This window comes from Labrenzia sp. R5_0 (genome assembly GCF_017743835.1).
Classification (GTDB): domain Bacteria; phylum Pseudomonadota; class Alphaproteobacteria; order Rhizobiales; family Stappiaceae; genus Roseibium; species Roseibium algicola.
Window position 1 is genome coordinate 620,399 of record NZ_JAGHRK010000002.1, and the last position, 23,228, is coordinate 643,626.

The window sequence follows — 23,228 nt, forward strand, 5'->3', positions numbered from 1 at the left end:
GCCTCTGCAACATACATCTCCCTCATCCTGAGGAGCGCGCTTGCGCGCGTCTCGAAGGATGGGCCACTTGCTCAAGAGTGTGCCGCCCATCCTTCGAGACAGCGCTGCGCGCTTCCTCAGGATGAGAAGAGATTGCTGAAACTTTGAGTGAAAAGGACTGGCGGCTTCTTTTCCGATCGCCGTTCAATGGGCTTCAGGCAACACCTGCCCAATATCGACGAGCGAAGGCCCGTCGCACCAACCTGTCACTGTGCGCCGGGAAGGACCAGCGGCGAGCCGACGTCGCGTGTCAGAAGGTCTTCAATGGAGACCGGCGGGTCCAGGGGTGGCAGGCTGTTCGAAGGATTGGTGACCGGGGCAGTATCTGGCGCTGCGGTCAGGTCTTCCAGATCCGGCGTCTCCAACACGGCCCGAATGCGCTCTGCAAAGGGAGCCGCGGCAACAGCCGGGGCCGGTGCCGGGGCTGGCGCAGGCACTGGCGGCGGCGCGGCGCGGGTTTCCCTGCGCGGCGCATCGTTGGTCTTTTGCGGAAGGGCTGAATTTTCCTGCTTGTCCGGATCCGGCTGAGGCTGAATGTCTTCGCCGGACTGCTCTTGCTCAAGACGAAGCTGCTCCTCTTCGGCCGCCCGGGCTGCCTGACGTTCCCGGCGGGCTTCGCCTTCCCGCTGGTTTTTCAGTTCCCGCACAAGCCGGTCACGTTCCAGAATTTCCGCCTGAAGCTTCTCGACGCGTTCAACCTCCCGCTCAAAGGCACGCAGGGTGAGATAGGCGGTAAACGGCGCGATGTCGACGCGGCGTTCCGGAGCCTCGACCGCCCCTTCGAACAACAGTCCGACCTGTGGTTCAGCACCGGTGACCGCGTCCTCGCCCGGATCGACTTTCAACGAGAAATCCGCATCGAGATCGTAACTGGCGAGATTGACTTCTGCACTGCCGAAGATCTCCGCCTTTTCGGCATCGACAACAACGTTACGAGCGCTCAGTCGTCCGCCCACCATTGTCAGCGTGCCGTCAACGCGCTTGAACGGAAGACTTCCCGCCGCCATGTGGCTGACGAAAACGTCACGGATCTTGTTCTCCTGAAGGTCCAGTCCCGCATCCACCGCGCGTGTCACCAGCGGGAAGGCCTGCGGGTTGAGACCGCGGAAGTCGCCGTTTTCCATCGAGAACGTGCCGCCGCCGTTGAGGCCTGACACGATTGCCGAGATCGAGCGTCCCGCCCCTTCGAATTCCAGATAAAGATCGAGCGTGCCGGAAGCGACCGCCCTGTTGTCCGGCCGCCAGGACACCTGCCTCAGATCGGCATTGTCCAGTTTCACCCGGCCGGAAGCCGCGGCCTCCGCCTCGGTCCGGCGTATCGAGAGGCTGCCGTCAAGCTGACCACCGGCGAAGGCTCCCTGCAGTCCATCGAGGCGGAACAGGCTGGGAGACAGACGAATTTCGGCACTCGGACCGGTAATGGCGGTGTCCTCGTCCAGCAGCATTCTGTCTGCCTTGAACTGCATGGTCAGGTCGAGGCCATCCAGAAGCGGCGATCCGAACGGGGTTGTCGGCCAGATGCTTGAACCGTCCCCCGCCGAGAACCACTGATCGGGACCAAGGACCAGTTCCGTCATTGTGCGCAGATCGGCCTCGGACACCGTTATCTCACCGGAAAAACGTCTGTTACGTTCGCCCGGTGCCGGTTCAAGGTCGCCTTCCAGACGACCTTCGAACGTCGTCGTTCCGAGCGAGCCTTCAGCCCTGCTGACAGCCATCGAGCTGCCAATTCCTTCGACATCGACCGAAAGCGCTGCAGGGATCGTGCCGCTCATGACCGGCAGGACCCGACCGGCCATCAACGCCAGCGGGCCAAGGTCCGCAGTCTCTGCGGTCACCGAAACAAGGTATTCCGGCGCCTCATCCTTTTTCAGGGTCAAGGTTCCGTTGGCTTCAACGCTGGATCCGCCGATCTCCGTGGAAAGGTCGGTGGCCAGCCCCTTTGCCGGGATGCCGGAAACATTCAGCGCCAGATGGCCTGTTCCGGCAGCTTCCAGAGGAATGACATCAAACCCGAGCTGCTGCAGAAGCCGGCCGCCATCCGGGCCCTTCAGTTCCACACCGACGGCAACTTCGGCATCGTGCCACTGGTCGACACGGCCCTTGAGCTCTGCATTGATCGCAGCATCGGCGCCGCCCGCGCTCCCATCCAGGCGCAGTGTCATGTCCGTTGCTTCGCCAACCGCAGCCGCCTTCAACTCGGCATCGAACTTGGCAGGCACCAGACTTGCGGCTGCGCGCTCAAGCCGTTCAACAAAGATGGTTTCGGGAAACAACCCGCCTGCCAGCGCAACAAGACCGGACAGGTCCCGGGCGTCGAGCGTTCCGGACACAGCTCCCTCAGGTGCTGAAAAGAGATTGCGGATATCGCCGGAGACATCGAGCCGGGCGCCTGCAAGGTCATTTGCAAACAGCCTGTCGATCCTGACGCCGCCGTCCGAATACTCTGCCTCCAGCGCCAGACCTTCGCCCTCCACACCGCGTGCCACCACCTGTTTGGCACGAAGGCGCAAGGAAACATCGAGGCCTTTGGGATCTGCCGGTTCTCCCGCTTCGACAGCCTGAGGGTGAAGCAGGGCAGCCAGGTTTTCGATCTGATCCAGATCGAGCCGGTCAGCTTCCAGAGAGAGCGAGAATTCCGAATTGCCGCTGCGCGGAATGCGGTAAGCCAGGCCGCCGCGGGCTTCGGAACCGGCAATGGTCAGACGCAGATTGTCCAGCGCCGCTCCTTCGGGCACCAGGTTCAAGCGTCCTTCCAGGGAAACTGGTTCGATAGTACCGACGCCGGCTTCCTTCTGCCGCCACCAGCTGAGAAGCGACCCCGGCTGGTCCGAGCTGATAGACACCGCACCACGATAGGTCAAAGACGGCTCGAGGCCGAGGTCGCCCTGGGTGGCAACCGTCGTGCGGCCCGGCAGGCGTCCGGCAAGGCGCGCGACGCGCCAGCCGCCCAGCATGGTTTCAAGATCCAGGCGAACATTCTGGATGATGCCGCCACCGGCCACCAGCGCCGGAACATCCATGGATACGGCACCGTCGATGGACGGCAGCGGCACGACGCGCAGGGCAGCAATCAGCCGTGTTGCCGCCTCGTTAATGTCGACGGGGGATTGCGGTCCGCCGCCCAGCAACCTGTCCAGATCGACCTGCTTCGACTTCGCACGGATTTCAAAACGCTTTTCGCCGGCATAGATCAGATCCGCATTGCCGGTCATGCTCAGGCGCCGGTCTTCGGGACCATAGCGGAACTCGAATTCAGGAACCGCCACCTCGGCGATATCGGCAGTGAACTGCCCTTCCGCCTGCCAGATGTTCGGATCGTTTTCTTCCAGCGCAACAGAGGCGATGGTGAAGCGGCCGTCGAATTCAGGCGCGGCGTCGGCCACCTGAAGCTGACCGTCGAAAGCAAAGTTCACCGGCCTGCTGGTGGGCGTGACTTCGCCTTTGACACGCAGTCCGGCGTTTTCCTGTGCGCGGCCAGTTGCAAGGCTGACCGTATAGGGCGCACCATTCAGCGTGAGGCTGCCGGCGCCCCGGAACGGGCCTTCCAGCGAGCGTGCGGACACGACCAGATTTCCGTCATCAATCCGGTTGGTTTCGCCAGACCGCGCATCAACGATCGTCAATGCGCCGTCACGGATCGTCACCTTTTCGAAGGACAGGTCATCCGGTGCCAGTTTGGCTATGGCGCCGCTCGACGTCATGGCCGTCAGCCAGTCCAGTCGACCAGCCTCATCAAGTGAAAGTGACAGGTGCGGACGGTCGAGCTCCATGTCGAGAACCCGAATCTCGCCCTTCAGCAGCGACGGAAGCTCGATGCGCATGTCGAAGCGCGAGACCACCAGCAACGGATCTTCAGCACCACCGACACGCACGTCGGAAAAACTGATGGAGGGCGCAGGCAGAAGCCGCAGGTCCGCCTCCCCCAGCACAGTCACCCTGTGCCCGAGCGCGCGCTCCGCATAGCTTTCGAAAGTCGACCGATAGACGGTCCAGTCGATAAAGAACGGCCCGACCAGCGCTGCCACCAGCACCAGAATGACTGTTACACCCAACGTGATGTAGACGGAGTTCAGGCCTTGTCTCCTTGTTCTCCAAAGTCACCGGATATCGTACCGGATAGATGTAGCCGATCCGTGCTGCAGTGCAAACACAGGATTTCCGGCGCCGGCCGGATCGCCGCCTCGCGGCGTCCGGCGGAGCAAAACGAGCTTATTGAACTGATTCGATACAATATCATGACTGCGGCAGGATCTTGCCGGGATTCATCAAATTGTGAGGATCGAGCGCCTGTTTGACAGCGCGCATCACGTCAAGCGCCTCGCCATGTTCCTTGGCCATGTATTTCTGCTTGCCCTGGCCGACACCGTGTTCGCCGGTGCAGGTGCCCCCCATGGCGATCGCCCTGAGCGCAAGCCGTCCGACAAAGTCTTCCGTCCGCTGCTTTTCTTCCGGATCGTCCAGGTTGACCAGGATCTGAACGTGGAAATTACCGTCACCCACGTGCCCGACGATCGGCGCCAGGAAACCTTCGTTGCGGATATCCTCGGCCGTGGCGGCAACGCAGTCCGCAAGCCGCGAGATCGGCACGCACACGTCCGTCACCATGATGCTGGCTTCAGGCTTCAGCGACTTGCCTGCCCAATAGGCGTCATGCCGGGCTGCCCAAAGTTTCGTCCGGTCTTCGGCCGCTGTCGCCCATTTGAATGGCCCGCCGCCAAACTCCTCGGCAATCGCCGAAAAAGTTTCCGACTGCTCTTGCACCCCGGCTTCAGATCCGTGGAACTCAAGGAAAAGCGTCGGAGTTTCAGGCAGGTCCAGCTTGGAATAGATGTTGCAGCCGCGCACCTGAACTTCATCCAGAAGCTCGATACGCGCTACAGGCAGCCCCATCTGGATGGTGGTAATGACAGCATTACAGGCGGATGCAACATCCGGGAACGGGCAGACGCCACCGGAAATGGCTTCCGGCTGACCGTTCAGGCGCAAGGTCAACTCGGTGATGATGCCGAGTGTGCCTTCCGAGCCGACAAAAAGCCGGGTCAGATCATAACCCGCCGAGGACTTCTTCGCCCGGCCACCCGTCTTGATGATCCGTCCGTCCGCGGTCACCACGGTGAGGCCGAGGACTGCGTCTTTCATCGTGCCGTATCGAACAGCGTTGGTGCCCGATGCACGGGTGGCCGCCATGCCGCCGATGCTGGCATCCGCACCCGGGTCGATCGGAAAGAACAGGCCGGTGTCGCGAATAAAGCTGTTGAGCTGCTTGCGCGTTACCCCGGCCTCGACCCGGCAATCCAGATCCTGCGCATTGACCTCCAGAATGTTGTTCATGCGGGACAGGTCTATGGAAACGCCGCCGAACGGTGCATTCACATGCCCTTCAAGCGAGGACCCCGTGCCGAACGCGATCACGGGTACCTTGTGAGCTGCGCAAATCTTGACGGCTTCGGCAACTTCCTCGGTCGTCTCCGCAAAGACAACTGCATCGGGCGGCTGATTCTTCAACCAGGTGGTGGTGTGGCCATGCTGTTCCCGCAGAGCCATGGACGTGGAGCAACGGTCCTTGAACAGGCCCGTCAGCTTTTCGATGGCAGCGCTGATCGCGCCATTCTTTTCAAGGACTTGCGCTCCGTCGGACGCGGTTGCCAATTCCGGCATTCTCTTTCCTCCTGGGGCCGCGACTTTGTCTGCGCGGTAAAAAACCGAATATGTTAGCCCCGGCCCGAAAGGTCAAAGCCTAATGGGCATTTCCCGCAAGGTTGGACACAATGGCGCAAGGAGGATTGTGAAGGTGACTTGGGACGCAAAGCCGGTGGAAAGCGAAATCATGACGGTCAAGGACGACTGGATCGATTACAACGGCCATCTGAACATGGCCTATTACAACGTCCTGTTCGATACGGCTGTCGATGAGGTCTTTCACCGTCTCGGCATGGGTCCCGACTATGTGAAGACCCGTGGTGGCTCGTTCTTCACCGCGGAGGTACATGTGTGTTACCTGCGCGAACTCAGCGCCGGCATGAAGGTGATCGCGACGCTTCAGCTTGTCGATTTCGATGCCAAGCGCGCGCATTTCTATCAGGAACTGCGCCACGCAGAGGAAGGCTGGCTGTCGGCGACATCAGAACAACTGAGTCTTCATGTCGACATGAACGCCCGCAAGGTCGCTCCCTGGCCGGAGGACATTGCGGCCAACCTGACAGCCCTGTCGCAAGCTCATGCCAGTCTGCCGCGCCCGGAACGGGCGGGACGCCATATCGAGATCCGCAAGAAGCCCTGAGCAACTGATCGACGCGAAAACAAAAGCCCGTGGAGCGGCAAACCACTCCACGGGCTGACATCCGAACCGATCGCCTCAGCCGTAGTGGTTGGAGACGACGACGCCGGCGATTTCCTTGGAATCGACCACCCCGACCACATCATCCGGACGCGGAATACGGCCGTCGCCCGACACGATGATCGCGCAACTGCGGTTGCGGTTGTTCATGCGGGTGATCACCGAATTCATGATGTTGGTTGCCGGTGCAATCACGAAATCGCTTGAGAGGATCGCGCGCAGCGTTTGCCCGGCGAAGCGGTCGGCCTGGTAAGGAATGGTGCCGAGGCGCACAAAGCCGGCAATCCGGGGCCCGTCGGACGCGATGATGTGGGATCCGCCATCGGCACTCACGGCGGAAATCGCTTCCTGGACAGGCGTATCAAGCGGCAGGATCACGAAGTTCTTTGCCATCACTTCCTTGATCGGCTGTACCAGATACATGTTGGTGTGCCGGTTGAGCGGGATCGGTTTGCCGCGATGGCGTAGCTTGACCGTGTAGATGTTGTCCTTGATCAGCCAGCGCCGGACACCGACCGCAATCGCGACCGCCAGAACCAGCGGCACGATGACGTTATAGTCCCGGGTCATCTCGAAGATCATCACGATGGCAGTCATCGATGCGCCGGTTGCGCCGCCTACGAGCGCTCCCATGCCAACAAGGGCGAATTCCACCGCCGTAAATCCGCTGTCCGGGAACAGATAGGAACACAGGACACCGACCATTCCGCCAAGCGTCGCACCGATAAACAGCGACGGCGAGAAGACACCGCCGGATGCCCCCGCACCAAGGCTGATCGATGTCGCGATGATTTTCGCAATAAAGAGAACAGCCAGCAGTATGAACGTATAAGAGGTCGAGTTCAGGATATCCTGGATCGTGGCATAGCCGACGCCTGCGGTGTGGTAATGCCCCGTGGTGAGCATCAGGACATAGCTGAGCGTGCCGATGATCAGCATACCGATGATGTTCTGGGTGTAGTCATTGCCCGGGAGCTTGGGGAACAGGTCCTCGCACCAGGCGAGCGTGCGAATGAAAGCCCAGGAGGCAATGCCGGCCAGGACGCCGAGCAGTGCATAGGCGCCCAGCTGGATCGGTGCGATGGCTTCAATAGCCTCTTCCGCGGAGATCGGCACGATAAAGGCCGGGTCGAGACCAAAGGCAATCCGGCCGACGTATGTGGCTGTCGCCGTGGCAACGACCACGGGCAGGAATGTCCGGTTGCTGACCTCGGGCAACAGCATCTCGACAGCAAAGAGCACCCCGCCAAGCGGCGTGTTGAAGGTAGCGGCAATCCCCGCCCCTGCCCCAGCAGAAAGCAGCGTGATCTTTTGCCAGCGCGGCAAATGCAGCGCCCGGGCGATCGTCGAACCGAAGGAAGCTCCGATCTGGATGATCGGCCCCTCGCGGCCGACGGATGCACCGGTTCCGATGGAGATCGCCGAGGCAAAGGATTTCACCAGCGCCACCACGCCGCGAACGTCGCCTTTCTTGTGGTAGACCGCGAACATCACCTCCGGCACACCGTGCCCCTTGGCCTCCGGAGCGAAGGTCTTCACTAGAAACACCACGATCAAACCGCCGACGACAGGGACAAGAATGACCAGAGCGCCAAGAGGGCTGGCATCGGCAAACTGGTTGGCGTCGTAAACGGTCGAAAATTTTCCGTAGTAGAAAAGATTATGAACGACCGAGATCAGATATCGGAAGAAAACCGCACCAATGGCTGCGACGATCCCGATAAAGAACGCCACAAGACACAACATGGGCACAGAAAATACGCGTTCTTCGCGCGCGTCTGGGGGGCCGTCACCGGACAGTGACGGTGTATCGGACGGTTCAACAACGGACATGGCAGGCCAACACTTCTTGGCTGAGAGGGCTACTTCTGGCGATTTGCCGGAGCCCAAAACAGCCGGTCTAGGCGACCGGGATGGCGACATGGCCTGAAGGCTTCGACACCCCCTCCTTAAACCTGAACACATGAAAATCAAGGGACAAGCCGGATTTTTTCAATTTTGACGGTGAAGTGACGCGGTTCCTCCGTAAAATGGGGCCGTAATTCAGATTGGCTTTTAATCTCAGTTGAGTCACGCCGACCAAATGCCAGACCGATTGAACTTTCTTTACAGGCTCGCCCCTTCCATTCGTTCCGGCATCGCCGGGCTTCTCGCTGGCATCGGGTTCAACTTCAGGGAATTTCTGCGCCAGAAAAGCCATATCGTCTGGCTGCTTGCCCTTCTGATCGGATCTTTCGTCTCCTGGGCGGCCATTATCTTCCGTGAGATCATCAGCCTGGTGCAGCTGCCCTGGCTTGGCACGGCGACGGAACGTGTCGTCAGCGCCGCCGCGACACTGCCGTGGTACATGATCGTTGCCGGGCCCACCATTGGCGGATTGTTGGTTGGCCTGCTGCTTCAGTACATGCAACCGATGCAGAGAACGTTCAGCGTGGCGGACGTGATCGAGGCTCGTGTCAAAGGCGGACGCGGGCTGCCGTTCTGGCCGGGCATATCATCAGCCCTTATCACGGCGTTATCGCTCGGCTCCGGTGCCAGTGCCGGGCGTGAAGGCCCCGTCGTGCACCTGGGAGCAACCATCGGTGCATCCGTCGGGCGCCTGTTTCACCTGCCGGATTCCGCGCACCGCATTCTGCTGGCCTGCGGCGTTGCCAGTGCGGTATCCGCCTCTTTCAACGCGCCTATCGCAGGCGTTCTGTTCGCACACGAGGTCATTCTCGGGCACTATGCGATGTCGGCCATTTCGCCCATCGCGATTGCCGCCGTTACGGGAACCGTATTCTCCCGGCTCTGGTTCGGCGACGTTGCCGCCTTCGTGATCCCGGGACACCAGATCACCTCCTATTGGGAATTTCCCGCCTTTGCGCTTCTGGGCCTGGTTTCCGCCCTCGTGGCAATCCTGTTCCAGTTTGCATTGATTGGAACGGATTGGGTTGCCCGGAACATTTCGATGCCGGTCTGGCTGCGGCCTGTTATCGGCGGTTTCGCGGTCGGGCTCATTGCTCTGGTCTTTCCCGACGTGCTTGGCGTCGGCTACGAGACCACGGACGCTGCCCTCAAGGACCAGTTGCCCCTTGCGATGCTGTTCGCTCTGCTGTTTGCGAAAACAGCCGCGACCGCGATCACGCTGGCGTCCCGCTTTGGTGGCGGCATCTTCTCTCCATCGCTCTATCTGGGGGCAATGACCGGAGGCGCCTTCGGGCTGATTGCTGCTTCAGTCTTTCCCGAACTGGCTTCAAGCGAGGGGCTCTACGCGATCCTGGGAATGGGGGCCGTTGCAGCAGCAGTTCTCGGCGCGCCTTTTTCAACAACCATGATCGTTTTCGAATTGACCGGCGGCTACACGCTCTCGATCGCCCTGCTGCTGACCGTGTCGATTGCAACGGGCCTGACGCAGGCCGTTCATGGCAAATCCTATTTCCACTGGCTGCTTGGCTTGCGCGGCTATTTCGTGAATGACGGCATCCACCGCTTTCTGGGAGAAACGGTCAAGGTGAAGGATTTCATGGACCCTCCCCCGGCCAATGAGGAGGATTGCATTTTCCGACCCGGTCAGGACGGCAGCTACCTTCATGATACAGACTCGCTTGAAAGCGCACTGAAAAGCTTCGATTCCTGCGGAGAAGCCTCGCTTCCCGTCGTCAGCACCAAAGATTCAACCAGGATCGTCGGACAGGCGCGCCACGTAAAGGCGCTCAATCACTTCAACTCGGAGCTGATCAAGGCCAACGAGGAAGAGCACCACTAACGGACACCTGCAGGAATTCCGTCTGCAGGATAGTCCGCAAGGTCAGAATTTCGAAGGTTCCGTTACCAGGATCTTGCCCGCATAGCGATGCGATGCCTTGCCTTTCAGGCGGAATTGCAGATCCTTCTGGGCCATGTAGAACCGGGCTTGGCGCCCCCTGATGCCTGGCAGATCGAACGGGTCAAGCCCCGCCCACGGCAAGAATGGATTTCGACGCAGCGAGCCATAAATGCCCACGCGTACCGACGGTCGCTTGCTGGCGGCACGGGCATGAAAGCCGTGGGTATCGGCAACGACCAGCGTGTTGCCGGGAACTGCAAACCTCACCGGCTCGGGATATTTCAGCCGACCCAGTTCTTCCGGAGCAAGGCGGAAGGAACCGCGAGCATGCAGCGTATTCTTGTCGCCACAGGCCGACAGGCTCTGTTCACGTTCCCATTCCAGCCGTTCCGGCGTCAGCCGGTGCGATCCGGGAATATACGTGAAAGGTCCCTCGGCATCATCGATGTCATAGAGGAAGAACCACGATTTCGCGGTCTGGTGGAAGGTGTCGGAATGGAACGCCGTTTGCGGGTCGGCCTTCCGCTTGGTGTCCGGATTGGTCATGACGATATGCAGGTAGACCAGTGGATCACCATTGGTCGAACCGACATAACGCAGACCGTTCTGGAACGGCTTGCTCCAGACAAAGGCCTTCAGATGAGGCAAATCTGCAAGCACACTGGGCGGCAGGGGAACGAACCGCGTGACGGCATTGCCCTGGCGCATGTCCCAGGCATCGAAGCGCGTTGTTTCGACTTCCTTGCGCAGCGCCGCCAGTTCATCTTCCGGCAGAAGATTGCGGGTGGCGATAAATCCGTCTCTTGCATAAGCAGCACGATCAGCTTCCGGAAGCAGGTGCTCCAACCTGCGGCGGCGCGAATCCGCCATGGATTCCGCCAGCTTGATGCGCTTGGCGTGCAACCCGGCCTCGTTCAGCCGGCGGCTGCCAATCAGCGGATTGTCCCGAAACGACTTGGCTCCGGTTGCCAGCTCGGCAGCGTAGAGCGGCATCTTGAGAACATCCGCTGCGCGCATTGAAAAACCTCAGCTCGATAAACAAGAATTCAAAATAGGAAGGCCGGTCGAAACCGGCCTTCAGGATCTTTTAGATCGCTTTTGTCGCCTGTTCCAGCCAGATCCGCTCTTTCGCGCCCACAAGGGGGCCGATCTCGGCACGGACCCTCTCGTGATACCGGTTCAACCAGTCGCGCTCGGCCACCGTCAGCAGAGCAGGCTCAATCAACCGAAGATCCATGGGCACAAGGGTAATCGTTTCGAAGCCGAGCATCGGGCGTTCCCCACCCGGCAAATCACGCGCAGGCGTGACGACTTCCAGGTTTTCGATCCGGATGCCGTATTCGCCCGCCGGATAGTAGCCCGGCTCATTCGACAGGATCATGCCCGGTTTCAGCGGCACCGTGCCGGTTTTGGCAATGCGCTGTGGTCCTTCGTGAACGCTGAGGTAGGCACCGACGCCATGACCGGTGCCATGGTCGAAATCAAGACCGGCCTTCCACAGATCGATTCGGGCAAGCGTATCGAGCTGCGCACCCGTGGTGCCTTCCGGGAACTTTGCCGTCGAGATCGCAATATGTCCCTTCAGCACCAGCGTGTAGTGCTTCTTCATCTCCGTGCCGACTTCCCCGACCGCAAGTGTGCGGGTGATGTCGGTGGTACCGTCTTCGTACTGGGCACCCGAATCGATCAGGAACGGTTTGCCGACCGGGATCTTGAGATTGCTGGACCGGCTGACCCTGTAATGGCAAATCGCCCCGTTCGGGCCCGCACCGGAAATCGTGTCGAAGGAAATATCCTTCAGAACGCCGGTTTCCTGGCGGAACTGTTCAAGCTTTTCCGCAGCGGCGATCTCATCGAGATCGCCCTTTGGGGCAACTTCGTCAAACCAGCACAGAAAATTGACGAAAGCAGCTGCATCGCGGACATGCGCGGTGCGCGCGCCTTTCAGTTCCGTCTCGTTCTTGATCGCCTTCGGCAGCAGGATCGGGTCTTGCGCTTCCAGCAAGGTTCCACCTGCCTTGGTGATGGCGTCGGCGATGCCGATCCCCGCCAGGCCTGGATCAATCATCACCCTGGCACCAGCCTTGCCGAGACCCTCCAGTCCCGGCTTGAAATCAGCCGGTTCACTGAGGTCCGTCAGATCGGCGAGTGCATCGCGAACGGAATTGGACAACTTGCGGCCATCAATGAACAGGGACGGCTTGCCTTCTGCCGGAACCGTGGCGAAGGAGAGCGGCAACGGCGTATGGGTGACGTCAGACCCACGGATGTTGAACAGCCAGGCAATCGAGTCGGGCTGCGTCAGCACGCAGGCATCCGCCTTCTTGTTTGCGAGGGCCGACTGGATTTCGGCAATCTTGTCCTTCGCACCGCGTCCGGCAAGCTCAACCGGATAGAGAAAAACCTGACCAAGCGGCGGCTCCGGACGGCCCTTCCAGACACTGTCAACCGGGTTGTCGTTCAGCTTGACCAAAGTGGCGCCGGCCGACTCACAAATCTCCTCGAGACGGCGAACCTCTCGCACCGTGTGCAGCATGGCATCGATGCCCAGCTTCTGCCCCGGCTGCAGTCGTTCGGCCAGCCAGTCAGTCACGGGCTCATTGACAAGATGGCGCGCCGGAAAGACCGCCATGTCGACCTGGTCACGCACCTGAATGGTGTATCGGCCGTCAACGAAAATCGCGGCTTCTTCCCCCAGAACCCCCGCCATGCCGGCAGATCCCGTAAAGCCTGTCAGCCACTGGAGGCGGCAATCATGCGGCGGAACATATTCGCCCTGATGCGCATCGGCGCGCGGCACGAGAAAGCCGTCGAGACCACGGCGGGAGAGTTCGGCTCTGAGAAGCGCCGCATGCGGCGCACCACAGGAAGGATCACTGAGATCGTCAAAGGTCTGGAACATGGCCGCAAGATAATTTCGCGGCCCCATCCGATCAAGCTGGATAATTATTCCGCTTGAATTGGTTCAGCAGCATTATCTTCCTCATATTTTGCATTGCAGCAAAATCTTTCGCATATGCGAAGAGCGCAAGGCTGGCATGCGTTTCGAGGCCTACCTGAGGTCCCGGCAAAAGCGCATATAGGGTTCAGACAAGAAAAAAGACGTTTCTCCCTAGGGAAGCTCTTAAACTTCAAATGGGAATGACCACGATGACCATGAAAACAACCACCTCGACCCGCGCCGGCGGCAGCTTCATGCGCCGCGCTTTCGACCGCATGATTGAAGCCCGCTCCATCCAGGCACGCCGCTATGTCAACGGCTACCTGCTGTCACTGGACGACGCGACCCTTGCCTCCCACGGCTACGACCGCGCCCAGCTCGAGCGCGAAGGCACCTCTACCAGCGCGTTCTAAGGGGCTCAGGACGGTTTAAGTAAAAACCACTGTGCACAAGAAAAGACCCGCCGAAAATTTCGGCGGGTCTTTTTGTATCTGCAGTCAAGATTTCCGGGCACCAGAATAAAAGAAACGGCTCTCCCCTTCCCTCACCCTGCCGAGCCTGGCGACGACAAGCGCCTTGCAGGCGAGGACATGATCATCGCTGTTTTCTGGCAGATGGCGGACGCAGTCAGGCCTGTTTACGTCCCCGCACAAGTGTAAGCGTCAACCAGCCGTCCTTTTCGCCGCGCCTGTCCAGAATGAACCCCTGACAGCCGTAGGCGAACAGAATCCGGGGACCGTCTTCCACCCTGAGGCCGGACAGCACGAGGGTTGCGGTCGGCGTCATGCGTTCACCGATGGACTTCGCCATCTTCATCAGCGGCCGCGCCAGGATGTTGGCGATCACCAGATCGAACGGACCAAAGAGACGGAAGCGGCGGTCTTCAATTCCGTTGGCGGTAAACCCACGAACAAGATGCCCCGCACCGTTGAGCCGGGCGTTTTCCAGCGCTGTTTTCGTCGCAACAGGGTCGATATCGGTTGCAAGAACCAACTGGCGGGATTGAAGCGCAGCGGCGATTGCCAGCACGCCTGTTCCCGTTCCAAGATCGAGAATGCTGTCATACGCGCGCATGGACAAAAGCCTGTCGATTTCCTCCAGGCAACCCGCGGTCGTGCCATGGTGACCGGTTCCGAAGGCAAGCGCGGCTTCGATCTCGATGCCGATGGCCCCACCTGGAACCTTGTCCCTATCGTGGCTGCCGTGAACAACGAAACGACCGGCCTTTACCGGCTTCAGCCCTTCAAGGCTCTTCTCGACCCAATTGATATCCGGCAGTTCTTCTGCTTCCAGCGGCGCGGCAAATGCATCGGCACCGACACGGTCGCGCACCGTCGCAGCCGCCTCTTCCGGCTCCATGTCGAACAGAAGAATTTCAGCCGCCCACAGGCGTCCGTCCGGCGTTGCTTCGTAGATGGTCACCGGATTGCCGTCGTCCTCAAACGCCCGTTCAAGGATCTCGGAGATCCGCTTGGCTTCCAGTTCTTCAGCCGTGATCCGCACCCGGATGGTTTTCATCGCCGCTCGCGCCTGTGGTTATTGGGGTCAAGGCGTGCGGTATAGCGGGAAGCGGCCAGCGATGCCAGCTTGAAACGGTCCCGGCACTGGGCAAACCGGGTCTCTGCCCCATTTCATTGGGAAATGCGAGGAAACACCCATGACTTGCCCCCGTTCGCACCTAAACTGGCTGCAAGTGACCGGATGTCTGGTTGCTGCCCTTCTTTGCCTCCAGCTTCTCATCTTCCCCGCCTGGGCAACGTCCGAGCAGGATCAACTGTTTGAAGCCTTGAAGAACGCTCCAAATGAAGAGGCGGCCAGCAAGATCGAAGATAGCATCTGGCACACCTGGCTGGATGCGGCCCCCACGCCGGAGATCCGGCAGAAGGTGGATGAAGCCATGCGTAAACGAGGATCCTATGACTTTCAGGGTGCGAAGGATCTGCTCGACACGGTCGTGGAAGAAGCACCGGATTACTCGGAAGGCTGGAACCAGCGTGCCTTCATCCTCTTCCTGCAGGGTAATTACGAAGCCAGCCTCGAAGATATCGAACGCGCCCTTGCTCTGGAACCACGGCACTTTGGCGCCTTGTCCGGCAAGGCAATCATCTTCATGACGCTCGGCAGGGTGCAATTGGGCCAGGAAGTGCTGCGTGAGGCCGTCGGTATACATCCCTACCTGAAGGAACGCGACATGCTGATCAAACCGCAAGGTGTCGATCTCTAGAACGGCCCCAGGCGCAAAGTGTCTCGGGCTTTGGGGTCAACCCAAGGATACATCAAGTGCGAGACCACATTCCCGGTTCCATTGGAGCGTAGCCGTCAGAAGCAGTTCACCGGACTGGTTTTTGCAACCAGCCGGTCAGTGCCGTTCGACGAAACTGTCGATGACCTTCTTCACCCCTGCCTTTTCAAAGTCGATGGTCAGCTTGTTTCCCTCGATCGACTTGATGGCGCCATAGCCGAACTTGATGTGGAACACGCGCTCGCCCAGAGAGAATTGCGATGGCGTGTCACTGACGGATTTCGCCACCAGCTCTCCTTCGATGGTCAACGGCCCCTGACGCTTTTGCCGCGCGGACTGATACCCACGGCCACCGCCATCGGAAAATCCGCTGGAGGACTGCTTGGCACGCTGCGCACGTTGCCAGCCCGGCGTGGAGTAGCTGCCCTTGTCGAAGGGATCATGACTGTCGAACCGGGACGGTCCGTAACCGCCACCGCCATAGCCGCCATAGCTGGACGAAGCTTCGGCAATCTCGACATGGTCCGGCGGCAGCTCGTCCAGAAACCGTGAGGGAACGGTGGACTGCCAGAGGCCGTGAATGCGCCGGTTGGACGCAAAATAGAGCTTTGCGCGTTTCTTCGCCCGGGTGATGCCGACATAGGCCAGCCGGCGCTCTTCCTCCAGACCGGCGCGACCGGATTCATCCAGCGCGCGCTGGTGGGGAAACAACCCCTCTTCCCAGCCGGGCAAGAAAACCGTGTCGAATTCCAGCCCCTTGGCCGAGTGCAGCGTCATGATGGATACGGCGTCGGTCGCATCCGCGCTGTCCCGGTCCATGACGAGGGAAATGTGCTCCAGGAAACCGGCCATGGATTCAAATTCGTCCATCGACCGGATCAGTTCCTTCAGGTTGTCGAGCCGTCCGGGCGCTTCCGCCGAGCGGTCCTGCCGCCACATCTCGGTGTAGCCGCTCTCATCGAGGATGATTTCCGCCAGTTCGGTGTGTTTCAGCTGGTCGAGCTGGCGCCGCCAGCGCTCGAAGTTGTCGAGCACGGACTTCAGCGCGTTGCGTGGCTTTGGCTTGAGTTCTTCGGTATCGATAAGCTGGCTTGCCGCCTGCATCAGTGGAATACGCTCTGCCCGGGCAACGCCATGGACCAGTTTCAGCGTCGCATCGCCAAGACCGCGCTTCGGCGTGTTGACAATACGCTCAAACGCCAGATCGTCCGCGGGCTGCGCGACACAGCGGAAATACGCCATGGCATCGCGGATTTCCATGCGCTCATAAAAGCGCGGACCGCCGATGACCCTGTAATTAAGTCCCAGCGTGACAAACCGGTCTTCGAACTCGCGCATCTGGAACGATGCCCGCACCAGAACCGCCATTTCATTGAGCGAATGACCTCGCGACTGAAGCGTCTCGATCTCGTCGCCGATGGTGCGCGCTTCTTCTTCGCTGTCCCAGACGGAGGCCACCGACACCAGGTCGTGGTCGGGTTCCTCGAAATCCGTGAACAGCGTCTTGCCGAGACGGCCTTCGTTAAAGGCAATCAGGTGGGATGCGGCAGCCAGGATATGGCTGGTTGAGCGGTAATTGCGCTCCAGGCGAATGACGGTGGCGCCCTTGAAGTCATGTTCGAAGCGCAGGATGTTATCGACTTCCGCGCCGCGCCAGCCGTAGATCGACTGGTCATCATCACCGACACAGCAGACATTCGGGTTGCCCTGGGCCAGCAGCCGCAGCCACAGGTACTGCGCGATGTTGGTGTCCTGATATTCGTCCACCAGCATATAGCGGAAGCGGCGCTGATATTCCTTGAGGACATCCGGCTGGGTCTTGAACAGCGTGATGACATGCAAAAGCAGGTCACCGAAATCGGCCGCGTTCAGGATCGACAGGCGCTCCTGATATTCCTCGTAAAGCTTTCGGCCCTTGCCGTTGGCAAACGCCCGCGCCTCGCCTTCCGGGATATCCTTTGGCCCAAGAGCCCGGTTTTTCCAACCATCCAGCATCCCGGCAAAGGCCTTGGCCGTCCAGCGCTTGTCGTCCAGCCCTTCGGCCTGGATGATCTGCTTGATAAGGCGGATCTGGTCGTCGGTATCGAGGATCGAGAAGGACGATTTCAAGCCGACAAGTTCGGCATGCTTGCGCAGGATCTTCACACAGATGGAGTGGAACGTGCCGAGCCACGCCATGCCTTCCACATTGCCGCCGACAAAACCGGCAATGCGTTCCTTCATCTCGCGCGATGCCTTGTTGGTGAACGTGACAGCCAGAATTTCGGACGGCCGCGCCAAGCCGGTTGCCAGAATATGGGCGATGCGTGTTGTCAGCACGCGGGTCTTGCCCGTACCGGCACCAGCCAGCACCAGAACCGGCCCTTCGGTCGTTTCCACCGCCAGCCGCTGCTCCGGGTTCAGCCCCGTCAGATAGTCCGGTGCCCGCCGTGCCGCCATCGCCCTGGCCGCGATCCCACCTTGCGGCCGCGCGGGAGCAGGCGCGGACTCCGCCCGCGTGCCGATAGGCTGGAATGGATCGTCAAAGGAATCGTCGTACCCGTCCGGGTCGGTCATGGTTTACTGGTCCGGTTTCAAGCGCTTGTTTTGAGAACAATATAGCAACATACCGGCGCTGGCGAGGCAGGAATGACCGATTTGGTGGGGACAAGAAGCGGGCTTTTCTTATTTGAACCGGCAACTGCGTGAGGCCGCCTCCTTTGACAAAGCCGCGACAGATTTCAGGAACCCCAGAGGTTTGCGGTTCCAGCGAGCACAGGGGTTACTGGATCCCGGTCTTGCCGCTGCGCGTCAAACCGGGATGACAAGAAGCAAAGCCATGCCCTGAAGCCTCCCTCTTGTCATCCCCGCGCAGGCGGGGATCCAGTAAACTAGGGAGCCTGTTGCTTGACCAAGCGGCGGGAGAACTGGCAATGCCCAGAAAACGATCGAAGCGACGCAAAAGTGTCAAACCAGTTTAGCAAACAGGTCGTCCCAGTTTGGATTCCGTTCGTCGATCAAATGGATCTTCCAGGCACGCTTCCAGCGTTTGAGCTGTTTTTCCCGCTTGATCGCCCACTCGATTTCCTCGTGAACTTCGTAATACACCAAGCGATGCACGCCATATTTCGCGGTAAACTGGCTTCCGAGGCCTTCACGGTGCTGCGAAACCCTGCCCAACAGGTCATTCGTCACCCCGGCATAGAGCGTGCCGCCCAGTCCGCTTGCAAGAATGTAGACATAATATTGCTGATCGAGGTGCAACGTGGAGCCTTCGTTGAAATTCTTCCCGGATAAACGTTAGTCCTGCTGATATGACGCAGCCGATACCGGTTTCGGGAAACCCGGAGGTTTGCGGTTACAGCGAGCACAGGAGTTACTGGATCCCGGTCTTGCCGCTGCGCGTCAAACCGGGATGACAATGGATGGCGGGGTAATGTGAAATGAAAACAGAGCCCACCTCCCCATTTTGTCATCCCCGCGCAGGCGGGGATCCAGTAAACGCAGGCACCGGTGGAACAAAATGCCTCTGCCTCGGGCCTTTCGTCAAAAAAACCCGGATGACAAAACACGAAGGGAATATCCGCTCAGGCCCCCACCAGATCGAACCAGTCATCCTCGGAGATGACTTCGATCTCCAGTTCCTGCGCCTTTTTCAGCTTTGAACCAGCTCCAGGTCCGGCCACCACCAGGTCGGTCTTTTTCGACACGGAACCGGCTGTCTTGGCACCAAAGCGTTCGGCCATGGCCTTGGCTTCGTCGCGGGTCATACGTTCCAGCGAGCCGGTGAAAACCACTGTCTTGCCTGCGACAGGTGAGCCAGAGGCGTTGATCTTTTCAGCGTCCTTGGGTGACACCTCGACCAGAAGCGCGTCGAGCTGGTCGAGATTGTGTTGCTCGGCAAAGAACTCCGCCAGCGCCTCGGCAACGATATGGCCGATGCCGTCGATGTCATTGAGCTCTGTCCAGGCTTCACCCGACGTGTCATGCGCCGCCTTCATGGCAACGTAGAACGCCGCCCAGGAGCCATAGGCACGTGCCAGAAGCTTGGCGTTGCCCTCGCCCACGTGACGGATTCCAAGGGCGAAGATGAAACGATGAAGGTCAATCTCCCGCCGCGCGTTGATTGCCTCGAAAAGGTTCTTCGCCGAAACGGCCCCCCAGCCTTCCCGGTTGCGCAACTTGGTGAGAGAGCGCTTGTCCCGCTCCTCCAGCGTGAAGATGTCCGCCGGCGCCATCACAAGGCCTTCCTTGTAGAAGGCGTCGACCTGCTTGTCGCCGAAGCCTTCGATGTCGAAGGCATTGCGCGAGACGAAATGCTTGAGCTTTTCCGTTGCCTGGGCCGGGCAAATCAGACCGCCGGTGCAGCGGCGCACCGCATCGCGGCGCCCGGTTTTTTCCTTTTCCTCGCGCACCGCGTGGCTACCGCAGGCGGGACAGACAGTCGGAAACTCGAAGGCTTCCGCCCCATCGGGGCGTTTGTCCAGGTCGATATCGACAATCTGCGGAATGACGTCGCCGGCACGCTGGATCTTCACCGTGTCACCGATACGAAGATCCTTGCCGCCGCGGATCGACTCTCCGTCCTGGCCAATGCCCTTGATATAGTCTTCGTTGTGGAGGGTCGCGTTTGAAACGACGACACCGCCCACCGTAATCGGCTCCAGCTTGGCAACCGGCGTCAGGGCACCTGTTCGGCCAACCTGGATCTCGATGTCGTTGAGAATGGTGTAGGCCTGTTCGGCCGGGAACTTGTGAGCAATCGCCCACCGGGGTGACCGCGAGACAAAGCCGAGGCGTTCCTGCAGGTCCAGCCGGTCGACCTTGTAGACCACACCATCGATATCATAATCGAGCTGGGCACGGCTTTCCTCGATGCCGTGATAGACCCCGAGAAGCTCTTCCACGGTTTCACAGCGTTTCATCAGCGGGTTGACCTGAAAGCCCCAGGCTTCCAGCTGCTTGACCATGCCGAACTGGGTGTCTTCCGGCAGCTCGCTCATCTCGCCCCAGGCATAAGCGAAGAACCGCAGTGGGCGGGAGGCCGTGATTTCGGATTTCAGCTGGCGCAACGAGCCCGCCGCCGCGTTGCGCGGGTTAGCGAAAACCTTGCCGCCATTGGCTGCCATGCGCTCGTTCAGCGCCTGAAAATCCTTGTGCGCCATATAGACTTCGCCGCGCACTTCAACGACACCCGGCACCGTGCCGAACAGCTTCTCCGGAATATCCTTGATCGTCTTCGCGTTCTCGGTGACGTTTTCACCTGTGGTGCCGTCACCTCGCGTTGCGGCGTAAACCAGAGTGCCGTTTTCATATCGAAGAGACAGCGACAGACCGTCGATCTTCGGCTCCGCGGTAACCGCCAGAGCCCCCATCAACGGATCGAACTTCAGAAACCGGCGCACGCGGCCGACGAAGTCCCGGACGTCGTCATCGTTGAACGCATTGTCCAGCGACAGCATCGGCACCCGGTGAGTAATCTTGCCGAAACCGGACGCAGGGGCCGCCCCCACCTGCGCAGAGGGACCGTCTTCAAGAATGAGATTGGGAAACCGGGCCTCGATGGACGCGTTCCGCCGGCGCAGCGCGTCATAGTCCGCATCCGAGATCACCGGGGCATCTTCCTGGTGATAGCGGCGGTCGTGCTCGGCGATTTCCGCCGCCAGCCGTTTCAGCTCGACCTGTGCTTCCTCCTGCGTCAGGGCGTCGATGTCGGTTTGGGCGAAGGAAGTGTCAGTCATGATGTCTTCACGAAATGTGTCAGCGGGAGAGACCGGGTTGATGACCGGATTAAATCGGATACCGGAACCAAATGGCGGGCTCAAGCGTTGATAGCACATCGAACCGGCAAAACTCGATGCTGGTCAATGTTGGAATGAGGAGACACGAATGGCTTATCAGGACCGTGAAACGCATTATGTCGAGAAGACGAACGGCAACAGCGCTGGCTGGTTCATGGCCGGAGCGCTTGTCGTCGCGCTGATCGCAGGCGGCCTGCTCTATGCCAATGGCTTTTTCACGAACGACGAAGAGCTTAGCATCGAGCTGAATGTCCCCAATCTGGGAGAAGGTGAACTGAAGCTGCCTGACATGAAGGAAGCACCGCTCGTCAAGGAGCCGTAAGACCATTTCTCATTTGAAAACTGCACCACAGGGCGGGAGCTTCGGCTAACCCGCCCTCTTTTTGTCCACCGCTCCGGATCCTATTTCCTATTCCGCAGCCGTCAGCAGCCGGCGCGCTGCGGCGCGGGCTTCTTCCGTGATAACGCTGCCGGCAAGCATCCGGGCGATTTCCTCGCTGCGGTGGTCTTCATCAATAAGCTGAACGCGCGTTGCCACCCGGTCCTTCCTGGTCGCTTCCTTGGCGATCAGGAAATGCCCTGCAGCGCGAGCTGCCACCTGCGGGGCGTGGGTAACCGTCAGAACCTGAACGCTGCCGGCAAGCCGTGCCAGACGCAGGCCGATGGCCTCGGCCACGGCACCGCCCACCCCTGTGTCGATCTCGTCAAAAACCAGCGTCGGGGCCGAGCCCTTGTCGGCGAGGGACACCTTCAGTGCCAAGAGGAAACGGGAAAGCTCGCCACCGGACGCGACCTTCATCATCGGTCCCGGCTTCGTGCCTGGGTTCGTCTGGACATGGAACTCCAGCTGATCGATGCCCGAACGGCTGCGGTTTTCCGGATTGCTTTCCACTTCGACGATGAATTTCGCCCGCTCCAGCTTGAGGTCGGGCAACTCCATTTCAACAGCCTTTTCCAGTGCCTTGGCTGTCTTTCGCCGCTTGTCCGAGAGGCTGGCTGCCTTCTTGTCGTATTCGGCGCGGGCCTTTCCAGCAGCACTCACCAGCGCCGCCAACTTGTCTTCACCGGCATCGAGATCGGCCAGATCGCCGCTCATGCGGGCACACAGGGCGGACAGCTCGTCAACCGGCACCGAGAACTTGCGGGAGGCAGCACGAAGCGCAAACAGCCGCTCTTCGACAGCTTCCAGTTCGCGTGGATCATATTCGGTCTCACGCAGCGCGCTTTCCAGTCCGCCGCGCGTTTCTTCCAGAAGATCCATCGCCTCTGCAAGCGTGCGGACGGGCTGGCCAAGAAGATTGGGCACCTGGTCGGCCTTGCGTTCCAGACGCCGCAGCAAGCTGGCCAGTTCCGGGATTGGCGACGCAGTGCCGTTCAAGGTTTCAAAGGCTTCGTTCAGATCACCGGCAATCTTCTCGACCGCCATCATGTCCGTCCGCCGGGCCGCCAGTTGCTCCTCTTCGCCGGTTTCCGGCTTGAGGGCTGACAGTTCATCGACGGCAGCTCGCAGGAAATCAGCCTCGTTGCGCGCGGCTTCTATGCGTTTCTCGTGATCGGTCACCGCCTTGTCGGCAGCGCGATAGGTGGCAAAGGCCTGTGCTACGGCCTCGGCTTCGGCCGTCTGCCCTCCGAAAACATCAATGAGGGCCCGGTGGCTTTCCGGGTCAACCAGCGCGCGGTCATCGTGCTGTCCGTGGATTTCCACCAGGAGCGCGCCCGCCTGACGCAGCAATCCTGCACTGACGGGCTGATCGTTGACGAAGGCCCGGGTGCGGCCGTCGGAGGTCTGGATACGGCGCAGGATGATGTCGCCATCGTCATCGACATCGTTCTCGCGCAGGAACATGCGAACGGGATGACCCGCCGCCACATCAAAGACAGCCGTCACCTGTCCTTGTGCCTCGCCATGACGCACGAGATCGGCATCACCACGCGCGCCGAGTGCCAGCGACAAGGAGTCGAGAAGGATGGATTTGCCCGCGCCGGTTTCGCCGGTGAGAACCGACATGCCGGCGGCAAATTCGAGGTCAAGACGGTCGATCAGAACGATGTCACGGATAGACAGCGCGACCAGCATG

15 protein-coding genes are annotated in these 23,228 nt (G+C 60.1%); 5 read left to right on the plus strand and 10 right to left on the minus strand.

Annotation, left to right across the window (positions count from 1 at the left end; translation table 11 throughout):
* Positions 1-245 precede the first annotated feature (245 nt).
* Entirely contained in the window at positions 246-4,094 is a 3,849-nt protein-coding gene (locus tag J7447_RS11765) for an AsmA-like C-terminal region-containing protein (protein ID WP_209169678.1), read from the minus strand.
* A 181-nt stretch (positions 4,095-4,275) separates the two neighbouring features.
* On the minus strand, positions 4,276-5,700 hold the full coding sequence (locus J7447_RS11770) for an FAD-linked oxidase C-terminal domain-containing protein (RefSeq protein ID WP_075284640.1): 1,425 nt from the start codon (positions 5,698-5,700) through the stop codon (positions 4,276-4,278).
* Positions 5,701-5,869: 169 nt separating this feature from the next.
* Here J7447_RS11770 and J7447_RS11775 point away from each other — a divergent pair, with 169 nt between their 5' ends.
* On the plus strand, positions 5,870-6,322 hold the full coding sequence (locus tag J7447_RS11775; RefSeq protein WP_139314309.1) for a thioesterase family protein: 453 nt from the start codon (positions 5,870-5,872) through the stop codon (positions 6,320-6,322).
* A gap of 75 nt (positions 6,323-6,397) precedes the next feature.
* Here the strand turns inward: J7447_RS11775 and J7447_RS11780 are convergent, their stop codons facing one another.
* Entirely contained in the window at positions 6,398-8,212 is a 1,815-nt protein-coding gene (locus J7447_RS11780; RefSeq protein ID WP_209169679.1) for a chloride channel protein, read from the minus strand.
* Between the two features lie 250 nt (positions 8,213-8,462).
* Here J7447_RS11780 and J7447_RS11785 point away from each other — a divergent pair, with 250 nt between their 5' ends.
* Entirely contained in the window at positions 8,463-10,127 is a 1,665-nt protein-coding gene (locus tag J7447_RS11785; protein ID WP_209169680.1) for a chloride channel protein, read from the plus strand.
* Positions 10,128-10,169: 42 nt separating this feature from the next.
* Here J7447_RS11785 and J7447_RS11790 read toward each other — a convergent pair whose 3' ends face one another.
* Together J7447_RS11790 and J7447_RS11795 are read right to left on the minus strand one after the other, a co-directional pair.
* Positions 10,170-11,204 carry a phytanoyl-CoA dioxygenase family protein gene (locus J7447_RS11790; protein ID WP_023000511.1) on the minus strand — a complete coding sequence of 345 codons (1,035 nt, stop codon included), beginning with the start codon at positions 11,202-11,204 and terminating at the stop codon, positions 10,170-10,172.
* 70 nt (positions 11,205-11,274) lie between these two features.
* Positions 11,275-13,089: an aminopeptidase P family protein gene (locus tag J7447_RS11795; RefSeq protein ID WP_209169681.1), complete on the minus strand. Its 1,815-nt coding sequence runs from the start codon at positions 13,087-13,089 to the stop codon at positions 11,275-11,277.
* A 248-nt stretch (positions 13,090-13,337) separates the two neighbouring features.
* Between J7447_RS11795 and J7447_RS11800 the strand changes: the two genes are divergently transcribed.
* Entirely contained in the window at positions 13,338-13,541 is a 204-nt protein-coding gene (locus J7447_RS11800) for a hypothetical protein (protein WP_051990144.1), read from the plus strand.
* Positions 13,542-13,755: 214 nt separating this feature from the next.
* On the opposite strand, the gene J7447_RS11805 is transcribed toward J7447_RS11800, so the two are convergent.
* Positions 13,756-14,646: a 50S ribosomal protein L11 methyltransferase gene (locus tag J7447_RS11805; RefSeq protein ID WP_023000508.1), complete on the minus strand. Its 891-nt coding sequence runs from the start codon at positions 14,644-14,646 to the stop codon at positions 13,756-13,758.
* A 139-nt stretch (positions 14,647-14,785) separates the two neighbouring features.
* On the opposite strand from J7447_RS11805, the gene J7447_RS11810 reads away from it, so the two are divergent.
* Positions 14,786-15,352: a tetratricopeptide repeat protein gene (locus J7447_RS11810; protein WP_209169682.1), complete on the plus strand. Its 567-nt coding sequence runs from the start codon at positions 14,786-14,788 to the stop codon at positions 15,350-15,352.
* Between the two features lie 135 nt (positions 15,353-15,487).
* On the opposite strand, the gene J7447_RS11815 is transcribed toward J7447_RS11810, so the two are convergent.
* The 3 genes from J7447_RS11815 to ligA form a co-directional block, all read right to left on the minus strand.
* The gene (locus J7447_RS11815) at positions 15,488-17,926 is read right to left on the minus strand and encodes a UvrD-helicase domain-containing protein (protein WP_209169683.1); all 2,439 of its coding nucleotides are present in this window, start codon (positions 17,924-17,926) and stop codon (positions 15,488-15,490) included.
* A 390-nt stretch (positions 17,927-18,316) separates the two neighbouring features.
* The gene (locus J7447_RS11820; protein WP_209169684.1) at positions 18,317-18,613 is read right to left on the minus strand and encodes a GIY-YIG nuclease family protein; all 297 of its coding nucleotides are present in this window, start codon (positions 18,611-18,613) and stop codon (positions 18,317-18,319) included.
* Between the two features lie 323 nt (positions 18,614-18,936).
* Positions 18,937-21,090, minus strand: coding sequence for an NAD-dependent DNA ligase LigA (ligA, locus tag J7447_RS11825; RefSeq protein ID WP_209169685.1), 2,154 nt, complete (start codon positions 21,088-21,090; stop codon positions 18,937-18,939).
* A gap of 148 nt (positions 21,091-21,238) precedes the next feature.
* Here ligA and J7447_RS11830 point away from each other — a divergent pair, with 148 nt between their 5' ends.
* Positions 21,239-21,472 (plus strand): hypothetical protein, encoded by a 234-nt coding sequence (locus J7447_RS11830; RefSeq protein WP_023000503.1) that lies wholly within the window; start codon positions 21,239-21,241, stop codon positions 21,470-21,472.
* 87 nt (positions 21,473-21,559) lie between these two features.
* Here the strand turns inward: J7447_RS11830 and recN are convergent, their stop codons facing one another.
* Positions 21,560-23,227 carry a DNA repair protein RecN gene (gene recN, locus J7447_RS11835; protein ID WP_209169686.1) on the minus strand — a complete coding sequence of 556 codons (1,668 nt, stop codon included), beginning with the start codon at positions 23,225-23,227 and terminating at the stop codon, positions 21,560-21,562.
* Between the last annotated feature and the right edge of the window lies 1 nt (position 23,228).